Origin of the sequence: Streptomyces sp. NBC_00510 (assembly GCA_036013505.1) — a bacterium.
GTDB lineage: Bacteria > Actinomycetota > Actinomycetes > Streptomycetales > Streptomycetaceae > Actinacidiphila.
The window spans coordinates 255,534-273,906 of sequence record CP107851.1 but is presented as its reverse complement, the minus strand read 5'-3'; the positions used below and the strand labels follow the sequence as shown (position 1 = coordinate 273,906).

Genomic DNA, 18,373 nt, shown 5'->3' with positions numbered 1-18,373 from the left:
CCCGCTTATGCGGCCGCTGTGGGGGCTCTGGCGAACCTCTCGAGCCAGAGCCCGCATAGGGCACAAACGTGCTGCGTCCGGTCAACAACACCTGCGAATGGCAGCGAAGGCGAACCCCCTGGACGTGTATTGAAGTGGATCTTGGTGTGTGATGATCTCGTTTCGTGTCGCGCGGGGTTCTGACGATGAACAATGGTCGTTGCTGGGCAGGTGAGGTTCGTCGTGTGGGTGGCTTCTCTTCTCCGTCGCACGGGTTGGGACGTGCGGGACGTCGCGCAGCCCTGGGCGGAGATCGAAGCGGCGCTGGGGACCGAGCTGCCGAGCGATTACAAGCTGTTGTGTCAGGCCTTCGGCGCCGGCGAGTTCTCGCGGGAGATGACGGTGCTGTGCGCCGACGAGTCCCGCGTGCAGGATCTGGTTGGGGAATGGCGCTATCTGCTGGAGAGCGACGACAGTTCGGACGGCCCGTTCGCGCCGTACAGGATCCATGAGCCCGGCAGGGCGGGGGCCTGATCCCATGGGGATCCTCGCGTTCGGGCGACTGGTTCTAGGTCACGGACGGCGCGGTGGACGCATGGCCGGTCCTCACCATGCAGGTGGACACCTGGGAGTGGAACCGTTACGAGATGACCGCCACGGAGTTCCTGTACCGGATCCTCACCGAACCCGGGTTCTGGCCCCCCTCCGCGGCACAGGCAAGCGCCTGAGCCCGTGGCACAGACCATGCCCGAGCCGTTCTTCGAGCCTGCCTGATCGGTTGGCGAGCGGAGAGGAGGGCTTCGCGGATCTTGCTGAACAGCGCCAGGGTCAGAGACTCCAGATCGCAGTACAGCCATGGGTTGAGCTGCTGTCGAAGGATCTGGGGCGTGCACCGGGCATATCCTCGCCCGAGCGGGTGATGGCCCGTGCGGGGCGAGTGTCGGCGTTGGCGTGATCGGGAACTTGGGCCAGTCTCGTCTCGGAAGGGAGGCCGCGAAACATGGTCGTGCACGTTGTCGAATTCCCGCGTGGCGCCCGCGCCGGACTGCGGTTCCTGCCACTCGCCGTGCTGACCGCTGCCACTGCGTGCTCCAGCAGTTTCAGCCCCGGCCCTGACCGGGGGTCGAGTCCCATCGACGAGCACAAGGAACTCGCTATGGACACCCACCTCCAGGTCGGCGGGAACGGCCCGGCGTCCCCGGTGCCCGGCAGGGCCGCGGCAAGCGCGGTCGAGCAGTAGTGATGGCTCCCGGACCCGGCGACCGTCCGCGCAGCCACACGGTCATCCGAGTGATGCTCCAAGTGGTGACTGCGGCCGCACTGGCCGTGGACGCCTACGTGCACGCCGACCTCGCCGGCCCCTACGATGTGGTCGGGCGTCAGATCAGCCAGGGAACGCTGTTTCGCCTCGAAGCCGCCGTGGCGTCGCTGGCCGCGCTGTTGGTCCTGCTGTTCGGTCGCCGGCGGCTGGTGTGGATGTTCGCGTTCCTGGTGTCCGTCTCCGCGCTGGGCGCTGTGCTGCTCTATGGGTATGTGAACGTGGGCGCTCTCGGTCCGCTGCCGAACATGTACGAGCCGTATTGGGGGCCGAAGAGGACCGGCAGCGCGATCGCCGAGGCCGTCGGCGCTGTGACCTCGCTCGTGGGCTTTCTGATCACCGGCCCGCCGCGCACTGCGTCCGCTCGGGCCGGCGCTCCTCGGGGTGGCAAGGCCGACGGCGGGGGCGGCTGATCACATGCCACGCCTCGCCTCGCGCACCGAATCCCGGCAGTTCCTGGGGCTGCTGTGGCTGCTGCGCCTGGTTGTGACCGCCGTCCTCATCTGGTACGGGCGGGTGCACACCACCCGGAGTGCCGGCGCAGCCTTTTTGGGAGTGCACGGCCACGGCGTCTTCCTGCTCAAGGCCGAGCTGGGCAGCGCTCTGCCGGCCTGGCGCTGATCCGGCTGCTCCTCGTGCTGTGGATGTACGGCCGGCTGCCCGGCCTGCGGGCCGCACCGCACCGGTGCCCACCGTGCACCGCCTGATCGGTCTGGTCGCTTTCCTGCTCTCCATCCCGATCGCCCAAGAATGCATCATCTCCGACGGCGTCAGCCTGACGGGGACCGGTGGCGCTGCACTCGCTCGCCGGCTGTTTTCTCTATGGGGCCTTTGCCGCCAAGGTCGTCGTGGTGCGCCACCGCCGCTGGCCGGGCTGGGCGCTCCCGCTCGCCGGTGGCGCGCTCGTCATGATGATCGCCCTGGCCTGGTACTCGGCGGCGTTCTGGTACCTGGACGGGTACTGTGCGCGCCCGGTCTGTAGGCGGACGGCGCCGGTTCGGTGCCGTCGTCGGCCTCTATTGGCAGTGGTCACCAACCCGCCGCCTCCCAAGGTGCGAGGTGACCGGTTCGCGCGAATGCCGTTCCGTTCCTTCGGGGCGCTGGTGCCCCCGGTTCTTGAGGTGACCGGCGCCGGCGTACCTCGCGGCCGGGGCGGCACCGACCGCCGACACCGGGGTGAGGTTGGCCGGCTGCGGGTCCGGCACGCAAGCACGCGCCTGATATCCACGTCGACGCTCTGGAGCATGTGTGTAAAGTGGGGCATATCATACCCACGGCAGGCGAGAGGAGTGAATTATGATCGCCAAGCTGCTCGCCAAGTTGTCGTTCACTCGCAACTACGGTGCGTACGGGGCCCACGACTGGGGTACGTCCGCCGACAAGGCGTGACCGCGCTGCCGGGCGCCACAGGCGCCCGGCCATGCTGCCGACGATATCGACCTGGAAAGGTACGAGCGTCAAGGGCGATCTCATGGGCCGAGTGAATGAGCCGCCGCGGTTGCCCGAGGGCAACTTCGCGGCTTGGAGCCGTGACCGGCTGGCATTGGCGCGCCGTGGCGCTGACGAGTGCGGGGACGTCTGGCAGCTGGAGCCGGGTGTCTACGTAGCCGCCACGGCCGGGCCGTGTGAAGAAGTCCTGCACCGTGCGCAGGACTTCCCCAAGCCGCCCTCGCCCCTCTTCCCGCCGTTGAAGCGGGCCGGCGGCGGCGCGCCGACGTCCGAGGAGCGTGCGCACGCGCGCGCCGCCCGTATGCGCGGGCTGCGTCCGCAGGCGGTTGTGGCCCGGATCGGTGAGATCGCGTCCGGGACCGCTCGGTTTGCCGACCAGTGGCCCACGGGTCGGGACGTGGAGATTCTGCCCCTGGTCCGGCCGGTCTTGGCGGAGGTCGGCGTGCGTTATCTCTTCTCCGAAGACGCTCCCACCCTGCTGCCCTTCGCCTGGCAGCTCTTCGTGGCCCGGGAGGTGCTCGTTCGCCCCACGCGCTGGGTATGGCCGGGCTGGGTCCCCACACCGGCTCGGCGGTTCCGCACCCAGCAACAGGTCGCCTTCACCGACGCCTTGCGGCCCATCGTCCGGCGGCGCCGTTCATCGGGTCGGCTCGGTGACGACGTGCTCGGACAGATGCTCCGCCCCTCCTGCCGCTACGGCGCACTGTCGGAAGGGGCCATCCTCGACACTCTGCCCGGAATCACCGTCGCTACCTTCGAGACACCTTCCCGGGCAGCCGGATGGATCCTGCTTCACCTGGCCCGCCACCCCGAGGCCGCGGACCGAATCGCGGCCGAAGCCGCCATGCTGCCCGCAGACGCGGCCGCGACGACCAGCACCCACCTCGAGCGCCTGCAATACACTCGGGCGCTGGTAAGCGAAGTGCTCCGGCTACACCCCCCGAGCTGGCTGCTGACCCGGCGCGCCCCGCAGCGGACCCAGCTCGGCGACTACACCATCGACGCCGGGTCCACCGTTCTCGTCTGCCCCTACACCGCCCACCGCGACGCACGGGAACACCCAGAGCCGGACCGGTTCCGACCCGAACGCTGGCTCGATGATTCGTGCTCTCCGGCGAAACCCGGGGTCTTCCTCGCCTTCGGCACCGGGCCCCACAGCTGCGAGGGAGCTGCCCTGGCCATGGCCATGCTCACGGTCCTGACCGCCCACACCGCCCACCGCTACCACCTGAGCGAGCCACCCGGCCCGGAACCCGGCTACCGAGTCACCACCTTCGAAGGTCTCGCAACCCCCGGCCTGCACCTGCGTGCCTCCGTGCGCGGCCGAGCGCCGTCCTGCCTTCGGTGACACACCGCCTCAACGTGAGGGTCTGCAGCTCCCACTCCCTGTGGAGGTCGGGGTGAAAGTCGTCGTTGATCTTTCCCGATGTGTGGGGTACGCGCAGTGCGCGTTCCTGGCTCCGGAGGCGTTCCGGATGCACGGTCAGGAAGCGCTCATGTACGACCCGAACCCCGACGACGCCCAGCGCGACCAGGTGCTCCGCGCCGCGGCGGCCTGCCCGGTCCAGGCGATCCTGGTCGACCGACTGGAGGCGCGGCACGCACCGGCGGAGGCGCCGCCGTCATGACCGGTATCGACAACCTGCGTGCGTTCAAGCGCGATGGCCGCATCGTGGTTGTCGGGGCTTCGCTGGCGGGGCTGCGGGCCGCGGAGGCTCTGCGAGACGAGGGTTTCGCCGGATCGTTGACCATGATCGGTGACGAGTTGGGTGAGCCCTACGACCGGCCTCCCCTGTCCAAGCAAGTACTGACCGGGTGGGTGCCGGCCGGGGGCACCACTTTGCCCCGCCGTCGTGGCATCGATGCGGAGTGGCTGCTGGGGGTGCCCGCCAGCCGTCTGGACCTCGCGACGAACCACGTGCGTCTCGCCGACGGACGCGAGGTTCCCTTCGACCGGGTACTGATCTCCACCGGGGTACGGGCCCGACCGTGGTTCGTCGAGTCCGAGGCGGCCCTGGACGGAGTGTTCGTGGTACGTACACGCGAGCATGCCGAGAGCCTGCAGCGGGCCCTTGCCGCCCGGCCCTCCCGGGTGCTGGTCATCGGTGCGGGATTCACCGGCTCCGAGATCGCCTCCGTCTGCCGCGAGCGGGACATCCCGGTGACGGTCGCCGAACTCGCGCCGGCCCCGCTGGTCGGGGCGCTCGGCGCCATGATCGGCGAGGTGGCGGCCGACATGCAGCGCGCTCACGGTGTCGACCTGCGGTGCGGTGTCAAGGTCGCCCGGCTGGAGGGCGACGCGCAGGGACGGTTTTGCCGTGCTCACTTCGACGACGGCAGTACGGTCGACGCCGATGTGGCGGTGGTGGCACTTGGGAGCGTTCGCAACACCGAGTGGCTGCGGGGGTCGGGACTGGCGGCGGGCGTGTGGGGAATCACCTGTGACACGGGCTGCCGCGCCCTCGACATCCATGGCCGCGTCATCGACGACGTCTTCGCCGCGGGAGACGTGGCACGTTGCCCGAACCCCATCTACGAAAACCGACTCATCTCAATGGAGCACTGGGCCAACGCCGTGGAGCAGGCAGAGGTCGCGGCGCACAACATGGTCAGTGCCCAGGCGGACCGCCGGCCCCACCTGTCCATCCCGCTGTTCTGGTCGATCCAGTTCGGCGTCAACATCAAGTCCGTCGGCGTGCCGACCTTCGCCGACGAGATGCTTGTCACCCAGGGATCGCTCGACGACCACCGTTTCGTCACCGCATATGGCTATCGGGGCCGCGTCACAGCCGCCGCCAGCTTCAACAACGGTAAGTGGCTGAACCACTACCGACGGTTGATTGAGACAGCCGCACCTTTCCCGCCCCCCTGCCCCACGCCGGACCAGCCGACCGACATGAAACCGGTGCCCGCCGACTTCCCCGGCCCCGCCCTGCTCGCGCAGGAAGCCACGGCGGTCGTCACAGGCCATGACCCGGGTGAGTGCCGCGTCACGGCCGTGCATCATCATGGGCAGGAGAAAGGCCGGACGACCACGACCCACATGCCCGGCACGCTGCAACGGATCTTCGACTACTCCGCCCGGGCCGACCCCTACCCGCTGTATGCCGAGTTGCGCAAGACGCCGGTGGCTCGGCAGGAGGACGGCAGCTACGTCATCAGCACCTATCGCGAGATCACGAACATACTGAACGACCCGCATCTGAGTTCCGACGCACGCAATCTGACGCGTCCGCCGATGCCCTCAGCCCCGGAACGGGTCACGTCCTCGTTCATCCACATGGACTCGCCCGAGCACGATCGCCTGCGGCGCATGGCGATGCGTCACTTCGGCCCCCCGCACACCCCTGGGCTGGTGACCGGACTTGAAGGCTTCCTGACCGCCACCGTCGGCAGCCTGATCGACGGTTTGGCGGGCAAGGAGCAGATCGACGTCGTCGACGATTTCGCCTTCCCGCTGCCCGTAACCGTTATCTGTCACTTGCTTGGCGTGCCACGCGAGGACGAGCCGAGGTTCCACCTCTGGGTGAACGACATCATGAACTCGATCGACTACAACCCCGAGACCGACCCGAAGGAGAAACTGGACAAGGGCGTACAGGCCCGCAAGGACTTGCGCCAGTGCCTCGGCGAGCTGGTGGAACAGCGCCACGGCCGGCCGGGAGACGGCATGCTGTCACGGCTGGCCAACGACGACGGGCCCGATGGTCGGATGGCCGACGCCGACATCGTCGCCACCGCCAGACTGCTCTTCATTGCCGGCCATGAGACCGTCGTCAACCTCATCACCAACGGCATGCTGACGCTGCTGCGCCACCCGCAGGTGCTGCAGCGACTGCGCGACGAACCGGACCTCGTCGTGCCGCTGGTCGAGGAACTGCTGCGCTACGAGCCCCCCGTGCACATCATTCCCTGGCGGGCGGCGTACAGCGACATCACCGTCGCCGACACCACCATCCCCCAGGGCTCGCAGATCATGCTCCTGCTGGCCTCAGGCAGTCGCGATCCGAAGCGCTTCCACGATCCGGACCGCTTCGACCCGGATCGGCGTGACAATCAGCACCTGGGGTTCGGCAGCGGCATCCACCTGTGTTTCGGCGGCCCGCTGGCCCGGCGGGAAACCCAGATCGCGCTGACCGAGCTGGCTTGCCGGCTCGACCGCCCCAGGTTGGTCGCCGACCCACCGCCGTACCGGCCCAGCCCCGTTCTTCGGGGCCCGATCCATCTGGACATTCAGCAGGGTGACGGCTGACGCGGCAGCCGAGGGCAGTTGCAAGGTCGCGCCGCGGACGAACCGGCTGGCTCAACAGACGAACGTCGATCAAGTCCGAGTACCGTTCCGCGCACGCCCGGACGATCTGCTCACGGCCCGCTCATCGTGTGTCGCCGATCGAACTCGTCGGCGAGCACGCCCATCATGACGAGGTCGTGATGCCCGCCGGCGAAGAAAACGTGTTCCCGCAAGCGCCCCTCCTCGGTGAAGCCGAGCCGACGAAAAAGCGCCAACGACGCCTCGTTGTCGGCCAAAACCGCCGCCAGGCACTTGTGATAGCGCCGCTCGGCAAACATGAAGCGCAGCAACAGCACCACGGCTTCCGCCGCGTAGCCCTTGCGCCGGTGGCCGGCGCCGATCATGACTTCACACTCGAACCAGCCCGAACAACGACCGGTGCGATGTGAGCCGACCGCGCCGACCAACTCCCCCGTGGCCGTCGTCTCGACCACCAACCGGAAACGGTCGTCATCGCACTCGGCAACGGCCTGCTCCTTCGCCCAGGCACGATAGCTCTCGGCGGACCGCGGCAGTTCCAACCGGCCCACTCGCCGCCCGTCATCGTCCGCGAAGCGCGCGAACGCCGTCCAGTCATCGGGCTCAATAGTGCGCAGGCGCACCCGCTTACCGGTCCAGGACGATGCCATGCCCTATACGATCACGCCGCACTGCGCACAAGGCCAACAGGCACGCCGAGGCGGCGCTGCCGGCCCCGTGCCAGATGCGTGCCAGTTGAGGCGGTCAACACCGGACAAGAGTGGTCGGTCACGGAGCGCCCGAGGCTGACAAGCCGGGCGGCCCTTGATCGTAGTCGCTGGTCAGGGGCCACCTCATGCGGAGGGCGTGGGATTCGAACGCGCGGTGCGGGGTCACCGCACATCGTGGACGATGCGCGCCGACCACCCCGAGGACTGGGCTGACGACCTCGCCACGCTGCTGGTGGACACCTGGGACGAGATCAAGAAGATCCAGGCCGCACACCCCGGGGCCACCGGCTTCACCGTCGACACCCTGGAACGCATCACGGCCCGCTACGAGGAGATCACCGCGGCCGGACGGACCCTGCGCCCGCCCCGCGCACCCGGCCAGCCGCGCCGCAGAAGCTCGAAGACCGCGAACCTGCTCGACCGCCTCGACACCGAACGCGACCAGGTGCTCACGTTCGCGTTCGACTGGCAAGTGCCCTTCGACAACAACACATCCGAGCAAGCCATCCGGATCGCCAAGATCCAGCAGAGGATCTCCGGCGGCTGGCGTACGACACAAGCGGCCGAGCGCTTCTTCGCCGTGCGCGACTACCTGTCCACCGCCGCCAAACAGGGCCGCAACCTGCTCGACGCCATCACCCGGCTCTTCGACAGCCGAGGCGTCTGGATCCCCACCCCGGCCTGACCACCAAATCAGTCACGTTTCATCGTGATTCGTGCAGGTCACCGGGTCTGGTGTGATGAGTCGTTGGGGTGCTCGCGCCGTTCATCAGGGTGATCGTCGCGTGGAAATCGTCCGTCCCCGCGCTACCTGGTGGTGCGTCAGTAAAAGCAGGGCCCGCACCAGCGTGGTCGCGTGACGCGGATGCATGCGCACCTTGGTCAGGATCCGGAAGGTCTTCAGGCTCGCGAAGCCGTGCTCGACCGTGGCCCGCAGGCTGCTGATCAGCCGGTTCACGACCTTATTCGGCGAGGAGAGCCGCTTGGCCGCCGCTCGCCTTGCCCGGTGACGACTGCCGGCTGCTCCCCGTTGCCGTCGTCCAGACCGACGAATCCCAGGTCGGCCACGATACTCAACTCAAGTGCCCGCAGCCACGCGCACAGCTTGTCGTAGCGGGCGGCCGTGATCTCGCTGCAGGCGCCGCGGCGGGCCGAGGAGATCCACAGCAGCCGCCCCTTCGCGTCGGTCAGGGCGAGAATGAGCAGATGCAGATGCGCTCCGTCGGGGTGCCGTCCTCAGCGAGCGTGAGCAAGTGACGTTCCAAGGTTCTGAGCCTGCCAGCGCTTGTCTCGATAATGATCTCGCTCCCGAGGCCGCGCACCTCGATGCGCGCGCTGTCGTCCCACGTGAAACCTTGACCTACGGCATCGGTGACTGTGGTCAGGTGCGTCGACGCGGGCGGGCCGGGGTTCGACTCAGGTGCCATGCCGGCCATCACGGTCTCCCCACTCAAGATGAACCACACGGGGTCCCTGCGCACGCTTTCCAAGTCTGTTGATGTCACAGAGGGCTGTGTACGACGCTTGGCTCCGATCCCACCCTGAACCCTCGTGAACGGCGCTGAATGAGACGGGGGCTCCGATGGAACGAATAGAGGCTGAGCTGTTTACCGATGGCGGCAACGACGCCGTGGTGCGCCTGCGCCGGGCCGATGCCGTTCCTCGCCCGCCTGCCGGTGGAGGGGCGTCGTCGCGGTAGTCCACTGCCGGAACAACCCCGGCATGTGTGGTGACCGGGGCGCTGCCCCGCGTGGGAACGGTGCACGCAGCGCCCATGCTCTTCACGGCGTGGCGTGCGCGGTTCTCCCGTCGGCCCGGCGAACTTCCGCGGCGGGACCTGCGGTTGCGTCTCCCGTTGCAGGCCCTGCGAACGGGCGGCCTTTCTCTGGCCGTGCCGGACCGGGACCCGCGGTGCCGGGCGGGCTGCCGTGTGGCCGCAATGCCCCGGACGCCGGGATCACCCAGTCGGCTACCAGACGTGCGCATGAGACCACTCAGGGTGATTCTTGGTGTGGGCTCGCCGCTGTCCACGACAGCTTCCCTCTCTTGGAAGCGGCGTCTGCCGTCTGTCGCGAGCCCTTTCCCGGAGGTGACGTGTTGTCCCGAATAGCCATGCCTCAGGCGTCCGTACGAGGGCGCCGAGGCTGCATGCGGATGTGGACGATGGCCGCGAGCGTGGCCCTGGCGTCCAGTGCCCTGACAGGTGCCGCGAACGCGGAGAGCGCGGACGGCGGCCAGGCCGACGCCGCGAAGCCGGGCGTTCAGAACAGTCTCGCCGACCCGTGCAACCTCTTCCCCCACTTCCCCGGGTACTGCCCCAGCCGCCCCGGGGACCACGGTCACTCGGGCCGGCCCGGTCGTCCCGGTCCTCCGGGGCCGCCTGGACCTCCCGGGCCGCCGGGGACTCCGGCCGCCCCGCACGACCTGAGGGACTTCACCAGCGACAGGACGTTCACCCCGCCCGACGGGGTCACCCAGGTCTTCGTCCAGTTGTGGGGCGGCGGCGGGGGCGGCGGCGCGGGCGGTATCCCCATCGCCATCGGCGGAGGCGGCGGTGCCGGTGGCTTCGCCTGGTGCGCCATACCGGTGACGCCCGGGACGGCCTACACCGTAGTCGTCGGCCAAGGCGGGCTCGGTGCCACGGTCCAGAGCACGGACGGTGCGAACGGAACGGACACCACAGTGTCCGGCCCCGGCGGTACTCTCGCGACCGCCTTCGGCGGCGCCGGCGGGCACTTCGGCGCGACACCTCCGGTTCCCAGCCCCGGCGGGAAGGGTTCCTGTTCGGCCGGCGGTACGACCCGGCAGGGCGCGGAGGGCACGCCTCCCAACATTTCCGCGGTACTGCCGGGCCAGGGTGGGCGACCTGCGGTGGACGGCATCGTCGAGCCGGCCCCGCCGGGTGCGGGCACGGGCGGTAACGGTGCCCCGAGCCTGGTGCAACCGGCCCTCGACGGCGTCAACGGATACGCCGTCATCTGGTGGTAGCGAGCCTGCGCATCGCCTGACGCGCGCCACGGCACAGTGCAGCGACCCGGAACCCCCACGCGGGGCCCGGGCCGCTGTGCCTGTGCTCAGGCCGTCGACGGAGGCGTCTTGCGCGGCCGTCCGCCCGCCCCCAGCTGCTTCACGCGTGGGCGAAAGCCACGTACGGCCGAGACAGCCGATCCAGCGCGCGGCGGCTATCAGGGCACCGGACTCGTCATCCCACACCGCCGCACCAAGGGCAAGGAACTCCCGGCTTGAAAAGAGGAACACAACCGCTACCACAGGCGAGTTCGCGCGCGCGTTGAGTACACCTTCGCCCGAATGAAGGGTTGGAAGATCCTCCGCGACTGCCACCTGAAAGGCTACGGCGTCCACCACGCCATGCTCGGCATTGCCCGCCTGTGCAACCTGACCGACACGGTCCTCGAGCACACCTGGATGCCCATGCCCAGGGTGAGTTCGGGGTGGACGCGGCGGTAAGCGTAGGTGCCGCGTGAGGCGACGTGGACTTCCCGGATCAGCCCGGTCAGCCACTCCCGTCGCAGCTGCCGCGGTGTGGTCGGTGTGCGCTTGTGTTTGTAATAGTTCTGCCGGGCGACGTCAAGGATCCGGCAGCACCTGTTGACCGGTGCCCCGGCATCGACGAGTCGGTCGATCACCGGGTAGAGCTTTTTGGGGCCGGCTTGTCCTCGCCGAGGAACTTCGCCGTCTGCCGGACGATCGCCAGCTCGGTTTCCAGCTCATGGATCCGCCGGCGAGCGGCCCGCAACTCAGCAGACTCGCTCGACGGCGTTCCCGGTCGCCGCCCGTTGTCGATGTCGTCTTGCCGCAACCACTTCGACAACGTGACGGGATGGATGCCGAGCTCCACCGCCGTCTGTTTGGCCTGCTTGCCGGCGCGGATGAGCGCGATGGCGCGCGAACTCCGGAGGATAGGGACGAGGCATGGCTGCCAGCCTTCCGTGAAGGGCTGTCAGTTAGCCACCAAAACTGGAACCTGAGAGGTGGGTCAGGTCAAGATGTCACCCGATCGTGCAGCGTCCCGGATGACGAGCTGGGCGTCCCGGTCAGTGAGTGTGCCGCCGGCGGTGTGGTAGGTGCGGGCGAGGTGGAAGCAGCGTTGCCACACCACAGGCCAGGTGGGGCACCAGGCGGGGTCGATGTCTTCGAGTGCCTGCCGCCGGTCGCGGTCCAGCCCTGCGGCCTTCCGGCTACCAGCTGCACTGCTGCGGCGGGCTGCTGCGCGCTGGTTCTTCAGCCATTGGCCGATGGCGTAGCCCTGCCAGGTGGCGTCGGTGGGGGCGAGGAGATGGCCGTGTTCGGCGGCCCAGCCGCGTGCAGCGGCCAGGCCCTCGGTGAAGGCGAGCTCCCCGTGGCTCCAGATCATGCCGAGCTCGTCGACTGCTGAACCCGTTCGGCGTCGAGAAGGCTGCGGGTGTGGGCTTGGCGCTGGCGGGTGATCCACACACCGAGGGGGAAGCCGTCGGGAGTGCGGTGTCCGTAAGGGACGCGCAGGTCGCCGTGGTCGCCGTGGTCGCCGTGGTCGCCGTGGTGGGCGAGGGCTGCCTGCAGGCCGCGCCGCCAGAACTCGGACTCCGGCTGCAACACCCGCAGGCTGATGAACGCCGCCAGCTGCGCAAGGTCCCGCGGCGCGGAGAACGACAGCAGCCCACTCGCCGGCGCACTGACGCCTCCCACCGCGCCATGCCCTCCACCGGCAGCCCCAGATGGGGCGGACCGCCGCCGGGATGCCGCCTGCGGGGTGGCCAGCTGCTCGACGGCCTCGGTGTCATGTGCGCGCAGTGCGCTCAGGGCCTTGGTCAGGCCCTCGTAGGAGCGGGAAGAGAGCATGTCGTCGGGCTACTCGCCGGGGCTGAGGAAGACCGGGACGACCAGGGAGGCCGTCTTGCCTTCGCCGGGCTGCATACGCAGGGCCCGGCCGACGGCCTGGACGATGTCGACCGTGGACCCCAGGACGTCCGCGAAGACCACCGCATCACAGTTCTTGGTGTCCACGCCCTCACCCACCACCCGCACCGAGGCCAGCACGCACCGCTCCATCACCGCCCCCTCGGCGGTGGCATTGGCGAAGGGCCCCCGATTCCGCCGCGCACCCAGTCCCCCTTGCTGGCTAAAGGGGCGGGAACGACGTAGGGCCAGGTCCCCGAAGCCATGGGGCCAGCGGTGAGAACCGGGGCTGGCTGTGCACCCGCTGGCGTCGGCCTGCGCGGACGGTGGGCGAGGTTGTCGCCGATGCCCACGGCGAGGTCGGCGAGCCGATGCGGTTGAATTCCGCAGTGGGAGCGACTCACCTTGGAGCCGGGTGAGGGCAGCTCCTACAGTGACGCGGCCAGCGTGAGAGCCGCGGCCGCGGCCACGGGCAGCAGCGCGATGGGGGTGATCGCTGCATTGCGGGTGGCGCTGTCGCTGTACTCGCCCTTCTTCGCGTGGAAGCTGATCGCGCCGATGAGTACCACTACCGCGCCGGCAGCGGCTGCGATACCCAGCGGCTGCCACCAGATGCCGACACTCAACCCGACAGCCGCGGCGACCTCCGAGAGCCCTACGAAGCGGACGAAGCCGGAGCTGAGCCCCTTCTGGATGAGGCCGTCTGGGACGGCGCCCTTGAGCTGCACCTTGGGAGCGCCGGCGGCGAGGAAGACGAGAGCAAGCAGAACACTGAGGATGACAGCGGCTATGTACACAATGATTCCTAGTCGAAAAGAGCACGTGACGACGGGTCCACACGACGGCGTGGCATGCCTTGTGATGCGCTCCGGTGAACTTTGCGTCGGTCGACAAGCAGTCTGTGCTTGTCGGTAAGACAGACCTGGCGGCACCGACTCCTTGAACACGCGCAGGCGATCGACGATCAAGGGGAGCACGGAAAGGTTCGGTTCTGTCTGGCCCGGGTTCGGCAGGACTGGTCCGACTCGTGATGCGGCGCCCAACCTCTTCAATACGTGGCAGAGCGACCCACTCCGAGGGCCGAACCCTCCCGCACGCCATGAAAGCATTACTTGACGCGTCAAGCAAACTTGTGCTCGGTCGAGCTCATCGCGAAGCGGGGTCGAGTCCCCTCGGCGCAGAGCCATGAAGCGGTTACTCATTGACGCGTCAAGGAGTTAAGCTGTGCCAGCAGGTGCCGACCGCGCAGTCCCCCGTCGCGGTCGGCGCTTGCCCTTTGCTGCTCAGGCGTCGCTGCCCCTCGCTAGCGAGCGCGCTGCTACGGGTTGAGGCTCCATCTGAATTGAGGTCCGTCGCTGCAGCACCTCGAGGCAACCCTGGCAGTGGGTGCAGCGTTCCTACGGGGAGATGGGCCCCGTCGCCTGCGCGCCGAGCCGAGGAGGCATCCGTGCCCCGGGGCCGATGGGTTTCGTTCGACCCCGCCCACTCCCGTCCTGGCGGTACGGGCCGATCTGGACTAGGAGCTGGTGCCGGGTGGCTATCGCAGGCCCCACGGTGTCCGCCTACCTGAGCGGCAGAGAACGTAGTTCGGGGAATCGGGGCGCACACGAGTGCGCACGGCGCACCGCCAGATAGCGGAGAGAGGCTCCCGTTCCGTGGACAAGCAGCAGTTGCGCCCAGCTCCCGGCGCGCCTGCCGGAATGGACCTGCGCATGTGTCGTCGCCTCGGGGGGGCTATCGCGTGCGCCGGACGGCGGATGTCGTGGAGCGGGCGGTTACGACTTGACGCTCATTGCGTTTCTCCCCCCGGGTCTCAGGATCGTCGATGCCCGGTCGTGCCCTGCCGGGTGCTGGTGCCCAGGCCCGCGGCCCGTCAACCCGGCGCTGGCGGCCCCGCGGTTGTCCCCGTTCGCAGCCGATTACCTCAGTGTCGAACACGCAGAAATCTGTGTTGGCTGAAGTAGACATTGGACGGTGGTGTGGTTATGGTTTCTCTCGTAGCCCAGAGGGACCAGAGGGCCTGGCAGAGACGAACTGCCGGTCAGCAGTATCCGCAGTACAGCTAGTTGCAGTGTGCAGGACGGTGCGGTGGTGGAGTTCCGAAGCCACGGTCGTTGCAGGGCGGCGACGGGACTGACGACCGGACCGGGTGGCCCGCAGTGATCAGGGGTCGCCGTGAGCAGTACCTGCAAGTGCAGTTCGCAGTACCCAGCAGTGAAGTGAGTGGGCAGTACCTCGGTGAAGGCGTCGGGCTGCGGACGCGCGCACCGGGAAGTTCGGCAGTTTGGTTCTAGGCCAGAACAGGGGCCACGGGCGACGGGGCTTGCTGCCGGAGAGTGGCGCTGTCGCAGGCCACTGAGCAGTTCGCATCACCAGTAGTACGCAGTACCAGCAGTACCAGCAGTATGCAGTGCCCCCTGTTTGGCAAGCAGTTGATCACCGAGGGAAGAACGGAGGAGCCGAGCGCCATCAGGATCGCCCGGGCGGACATCTTGAGCCTGGGTACCGCAGGACATCGATAGTGAGGTGGTCTCCGGTCAAGCAAATGCGATCCCCGCACCCCCGGCAGCATTCCGGTCGGGTGGGCGGAAACAGAAGGCCGGCGCAGTACCAGGGCCGGCAGATGGTGTAGCAGTTCCTTCGGGGCCCTGGTGCCACACGGCACCAGGGCCCCTCCGCGCGCTTTCGCAGAGAGGTGCAATGACAGCAGACGACTCGTTCAGCCGGCTTGACGACGACGATTACCCCGCCTACACGATGGGCCGGGCCGCCGAGATACTCGGCACCACCCAGGGCTTCCTCCGCGCCATCGGCGAAGCCCGCCTGATCACCCCGCTCCGCTCCGAGGGCGGCCATCGCCGCTACTCCCGCTACCAGCTGCGCATCGCCGCCCGCGCCCGGGAGCTCGTTGACCACGGGACCCCCATCGAGGCCGCCTGCCGCATCGTCATCCTCGAAGACCAGCTCGCAGAGGCGCAGCGCATCAACGCCGAGTACCGCCGCGCCGCATCCCGGCAGGCGTCCGACCGCTGACGCGCAAATAGATTCGTTCCAGGTCATCAAGGCCTTGATGCCTTCGATGTGCCCGCCCCAGGGCGCCTGGCGAAGCCGCCCTGGGCCGCTGGCCCCGCAGTCCGGCAGGACCTGCCGGGCCGCGCATTCTTCCGCCGACTCCAGAATATGAGCGCATGATCGCCGAAGAGACGCAGCCGCCGGCACACGGGCGGGAGCCCCAGCCCCGCCCCGGCACCACGCCAGAAGCCCTCCACACCCCGGCGGTTGATGCTCCTGTTGGCGCAACCGGCCGGCTGACTGCCGGGCAGAGCGCCGCGGGTCTGGAAGGCGGGGTGGAGCGCGCGGCGGCTGCGCTGAAGCCGAGGATGCGCGGCTGGCTGCACGCCGGCGTGTTCCCCCTCGCTCTGGTCGGCGGCATCGTCCTGGTCGCCGTTTCGCGTTCGGCTGCGGCGGTGGCGGCTTGCTCGGTGTACGCGCTGTCGGCCTGCCTGCTGTTCGGTACCAGCGCGGTCTACCACCGCGGAACCTGGGGTCCGCGTGGGGAGGCGGTCCTGCGCCGGCTGGACCACGCGAACATCTTCCTGATCATCGCCGGCACGTACACCCCGTTGGCGGTACTGCTGCTGCCCGCAGCCCAGCAGCTGGTGCTGCTGGCCGTGGTGTGGGCAGGCGCCTTGGCCGGCATCGCCTTCCGCATGCTGTGGATCGGGGCTCCCCGGTGGCTGTACACCCCGTGTTACCTCGTGCTGGGCTGGGTGGCCGTCTTCTACCTGCCCGACTTCGCGCGCACCGGCGGCAGCGCGGTGGTCGTACTCGTCATCGCCGGTGGCCTGCTCTACACCGCGGGCGCCGTCGTGTACGGACTCAAGCGCCCTGACCCTTCACCGGCCTGGTTCGGCTTCCACGAGGTGTTCCACGCCTTTACCATCGCCGCGTTCACCGCGCACTACACGGCTATCGTCCTGGCAGTCGCATGACAGCGTTCGAGGCCTCAAGGGACCTTGACGGCTAGTGTGACGTGGCTGGTGGTGGGCGGGAGGAACAGCACCGCACGGTGACGGTCGCGCCCGCCCCCAGCGAGGTGGCCCGGCTGACCCGCGCGCAGATCCAGAGCGCGCTCAAGCGCACCGGCCGCAAACGCAAGCTCGAGGCCGAAGCCGAACGGCACCTGCGGACCGGACGGGCCGGGCTGTGGCGCAGATACTGACATCGGCTCGTTGGGGTGAACTTCGGTGATGCGCCTGATAGCCCCGGTGTGGTGTCTGTATCCCGGGGTGTGTGAGATATGCGGATCGGGGCGGCATGACCGCGGTGGGAGGTCAGCGCCGTGAGTCTGTGCGGATGCAGGCAGCCGAGCTGTTCGAGCAGGGCATCAAGCCGTCGGAAGTGGCACGGCATCTGCGGGTGAGTACGCAGTCGGCTTATCAATGGCACCAGTTGTAGCGGGATGGCGGTGCGCAGGCTCGGCTTCTCGTGGCCCGAGCGGGTCTCGATGCCGTTTGTCCCGACGCTGTCTCGAGAAGCTGGTCGCGTATCTGGAACAGGGCCCGGCTGCGCATGGCTGGGTGGAGGACCAGGTGTGGACCGCGGCGAGGGTGGCCACGCTGATCGGCCGGAAGTTCCACGTCTCCTACAGCGTCCCCGGGTGCGACGAGGCTGATGCACCGGCTCGGCTTCAGCCCGCAGGTCCCCGGACGACGGGTCGCCGAGCGGGACGAGCAGGCCGTGAGCCGCCGGGCTTCCGACGGCAAGCACCACGGGAGGCCGACGGCTGAGGCCCCCACTGCATTCGCTGCCGCGGTGGGGGTCTCGTCATGTCCGGGCATGAGGCAGCCCCCGCCACAGCATCGGGGCAGGGGCGAGCCACGTGCAAGGACCTCGACGGGTGGGGGATTGACGGACCTCAAGCACTAAGCCCAGCGTTGCCCCGGCCGCACGCGGGCGCCAGCCGGGCAGCTCACGAGAGTGACGAGCGGTCCCGCCCACGGCAGCAGGGGAGGTCCGGGGGCGAAGCCGCGTCCGTGGGGCCCGCCTGGCCGCAGCTTGGGCCCCGCACGGTCAGGCGGGCGTCTGAGCGGCCCCGCCCGGCCAGAGCCAAGGGGAAGCCAGGCGGGGCCCCCCTCTCAGGATGCGTCCAGGCAACAGTCGAGGCAGCCTGATGGAGCGAGTCGAGTGGTCGTCCAACCGCCTCCGACGAGCGGTAGCCGGCGCGTCCGTGGATCGGGCAAACGCCCTGGAGGCTAAGGCTTCCGGGACTACTGGGCGCGGCGGCCATAGAGCAGGCCCCTCCTCGTCGCCTCGGAGGGGCCTGTCTCGCGTGCGAGTACCGCGTCTGGGGGGTAGACGGGCGCTCAAGCGCTGCGACCTTATCGCAACGGCGGATCGCTACCGCCCGGCCAGCGGCAGCGAACGCTACGTGTCGCGCGACCCCGCCCTGAGGGCATCGTTGACAAGCGCGGGACCGGGACGCAGGGCCAGCATGCGGCCGACGCGAGCGCGCTGCCATGCTGGACGTATGCCCGCCGCCGAGCCGCCTCTCGTGGTCGTGCACCCGCCCATCGACAGCCGCCGGAACGTGACTGTCCGCGGCTGCTACGCCGGGTGCGCCCACCGCATGGCCGACCTCCTCGACATCCTGCGCTGTGCTGGCGTCGACTGCGACCGCATCAGCCTGACCGATCCGAAGACGGTGGAATGGCGCGGCGGCGGCCCCGAGGCGTGGTGATGGGGCCGCCC

Annotated in this window: 19 protein-coding genes and 6 pseudogenes; 19 read left to right on the top strand and 6 right to left on the bottom strand. The window is 68.9% G+C overall.

Annotated elements, in window-relative coordinates; all coding sequences use genetic code 11:
* Positions 1-210 precede the first annotated feature (210 nt).
* From OG937_01245 to OG937_01200, 10 genes and pseudogenes are all read left to right on the top strand, one after another.
* Positions 211-513 carry an SMI1/KNR4 family protein gene (locus tag OG937_01245; protein WUD70435.1) on the top strand — a complete coding sequence of 101 codons (303 nt, stop codon included), beginning with the start codon at positions 211-213 and terminating at the stop codon, positions 511-513.
* Between the two features lie 53 nt (positions 514-566).
* Entirely contained in the window at positions 567-707 is a 141-nt protein-coding gene (locus tag OG937_01240; protein ID WUD70434.1) for a hypothetical protein, read from the top strand.
* A 272-nt stretch (positions 708-979) separates the two neighbouring features.
* Complete coding sequence (locus OG937_01235) at positions 980-1,219, top strand: hypothetical protein (GenBank protein WUD70433.1); 240 nt, start codon at positions 980-982, stop codon at positions 1,217-1,219.
* 65 nt (positions 1,220-1,284) lie between these two features.
* Entirely contained in the window at positions 1,285-1,710 is a 426-nt protein-coding gene (locus tag OG937_01230; protein WUD70432.1) for a hypothetical protein, read from the top strand.
* A 4-nt stretch (positions 1,711-1,714) separates the two neighbouring features.
* Positions 1,715-1,918 (top strand): hypothetical protein, encoded by a 204-nt coding sequence (locus OG937_01225; protein ID WUD70431.1) that lies wholly within the window; start codon positions 1,715-1,717, stop codon positions 1,916-1,918.
* Positions 1,919-2,145: 227 nt separating this feature from the next.
* A pseudogene (locus OG937_01220) lies at positions 2,146-2,196 on the top strand (hypothetical protein).
* Between the two features lie 521 nt (positions 2,197-2,717).
* Positions 2,718-4,094, top strand: a complete 1,377-nt coding sequence (locus tag OG937_01215) for a cytochrome P450 (GenBank protein ID WUD70430.1) — start codon at positions 2,718-2,720, stop codon at positions 4,092-4,094.
* A 52-nt stretch (positions 4,095-4,146) separates the two neighbouring features.
* Complete coding sequence (locus tag OG937_01210) at positions 4,147-4,374, top strand: ferredoxin (protein WUD70429.1); 228 nt, start codon at positions 4,147-4,149, stop codon at positions 4,372-4,374.
* A pseudogene (locus OG937_01205) lies at positions 4,371-5,738 on the top strand (NAD(P)/FAD-dependent oxidoreductase). Before OG937_01210 ends, OG937_01205 begins: the two are co-directional and overlap by 4 nt.
* A 51-nt stretch (positions 5,739-5,789) precedes the next feature.
* Positions 5,790-6,998, top strand: a complete 1,209-nt coding sequence (locus tag OG937_01200) for a cytochrome P450 (GenBank protein WUD78593.1) — start codon at positions 5,790-5,792, stop codon at positions 6,996-6,998.
* 110 nt (positions 6,999-7,108) lie between these two features.
* Here the strand turns inward: OG937_01200 and OG937_01195 are convergent, their stop codons facing one another.
* Positions 7,109-7,666, bottom strand: coding sequence for a GNAT family N-acetyltransferase (locus OG937_01195; GenBank protein WUD70428.1), 558 nt, complete (start codon positions 7,664-7,666; stop codon positions 7,109-7,111).
* A gap of 196 nt (positions 7,667-7,862) precedes the next feature.
* Here OG937_01195 and OG937_01190 point away from each other — a divergent pair, with 196 nt between their 5' ends.
* Positions 7,863-8,411 (top strand): transposase, encoded by a 549-nt coding sequence (locus tag OG937_01190; protein ID WUD70427.1) that lies wholly within the window; start codon positions 7,863-7,865, stop codon positions 8,409-8,411.
* Positions 8,412-8,495: 84 nt separating this feature from the next.
* On the opposite strand, the gene OG937_01185 is transcribed toward OG937_01190, so the two are convergent.
* Together OG937_01185 and OG937_01180 are read right to left on the bottom strand one after the other, a co-directional pair.
* Positions 8,496-8,684, bottom strand: a complete 189-nt coding sequence (locus OG937_01185) for a hypothetical protein (GenBank protein WUD70426.1) — start codon at positions 8,682-8,684, stop codon at positions 8,496-8,498.
* Positions 8,685-8,913: 229 nt separating this feature from the next.
* Entirely contained in the window at positions 8,914-9,162 is a 249-nt protein-coding gene (locus tag OG937_01180; protein WUD70425.1) for a hypothetical protein, read from the bottom strand.
* A 727-nt stretch (positions 9,163-9,889) separates the two neighbouring features.
* Here OG937_01180 and OG937_01175 point away from each other — a divergent pair.
* Both OG937_01175 and OG937_01170 read left to right on the top strand, forming a co-directional pair.
* Entirely contained in the window at positions 9,890-10,714 is an 825-nt protein-coding gene (locus OG937_01175; protein ID WUD70424.1) for a hypothetical protein, read from the top strand.
* A 183-nt stretch (positions 10,715-10,897) separates the two neighbouring features.
* Positions 10,898-11,194: pseudogene (locus OG937_01170) on the top strand (hypothetical protein).
* Here the strand turns inward: OG937_01170 and OG937_01165 are convergent.
* The 3 genes and pseudogenes from OG937_01165 to OG937_01155 all read right to left on the bottom strand — a co-directional run bounded on the left by OG937_01165 (position 11,113) and on the right by OG937_01155 (position 13,419).
* Positions 11,113-11,661, bottom strand: a pseudogene (locus OG937_01165) (transposase). The pseudogenes OG937_01170 and OG937_01165 sit on opposite strands and share 82 nt — an antisense overlap.
* A 134-nt stretch (positions 11,662-11,795) precedes the next feature.
* Positions 11,796-12,790, bottom strand: a pseudogene (locus OG937_01160) (Helicase associated domain protein).
* 260 nt (positions 12,791-13,050) lie between these two features.
* A complete protein-coding gene (locus tag OG937_01155; protein WUD70423.1) occupies positions 13,051-13,419 on the bottom strand; it encodes a DoxX family protein in 369 nt (122 codons plus the stop codon).
* Between the two features lie 1,903 nt (positions 13,420-15,322).
* Here OG937_01155 and OG937_01150 point away from each other — a divergent pair.
* The 6 genes and pseudogenes from OG937_01150 to OG937_01125 all read left to right on the top strand — a co-directional run bounded on the left by OG937_01150 (position 15,323) and on the right by OG937_01125 (position 18,362).
* Entirely contained in the window at positions 15,323-15,655 is a 333-nt protein-coding gene (locus OG937_01150; GenBank protein ID WUD70422.1) for a helix-turn-helix domain-containing protein, read from the top strand.
* 155 nt (positions 15,656-15,810) lie between these two features.
* Positions 15,811-16,614: a hemolysin III family protein gene (locus tag OG937_01145; GenBank protein WUD70421.1), complete on the top strand. Its 804-nt coding sequence runs from the start codon at positions 15,811-15,813 to the stop codon at positions 16,612-16,614.
* Between the two features lie 77 nt (positions 16,615-16,691).
* Entirely contained in the window at positions 16,692-16,844 is a 153-nt protein-coding gene (locus OG937_01140; protein WUD70420.1) for a hypothetical protein, read from the top strand.
* A 95-nt stretch (positions 16,845-16,939) separates the two neighbouring features.
* A complete protein-coding gene (locus OG937_01135) occupies positions 16,940-17,080 on the top strand; it encodes a helix-turn-helix domain-containing protein (GenBank protein ID WUD70419.1) in 141 nt (46 codons plus the stop codon).
* 207 nt (positions 17,081-17,287) lie between these two features.
* Positions 17,288-17,551: pseudogene (locus OG937_01130) on the top strand (winged helix-turn-helix domain-containing protein).
* A 601-nt stretch (positions 17,552-18,152) separates the two neighbouring features.
* Positions 18,153-18,362: a hypothetical protein gene (locus OG937_01125; protein WUD70418.1), complete on the top strand. Its 210-nt coding sequence runs from the start codon at positions 18,153-18,155 to the stop codon at positions 18,360-18,362.
* Positions 18,363-18,373 lie beyond the last annotated feature (11 nt).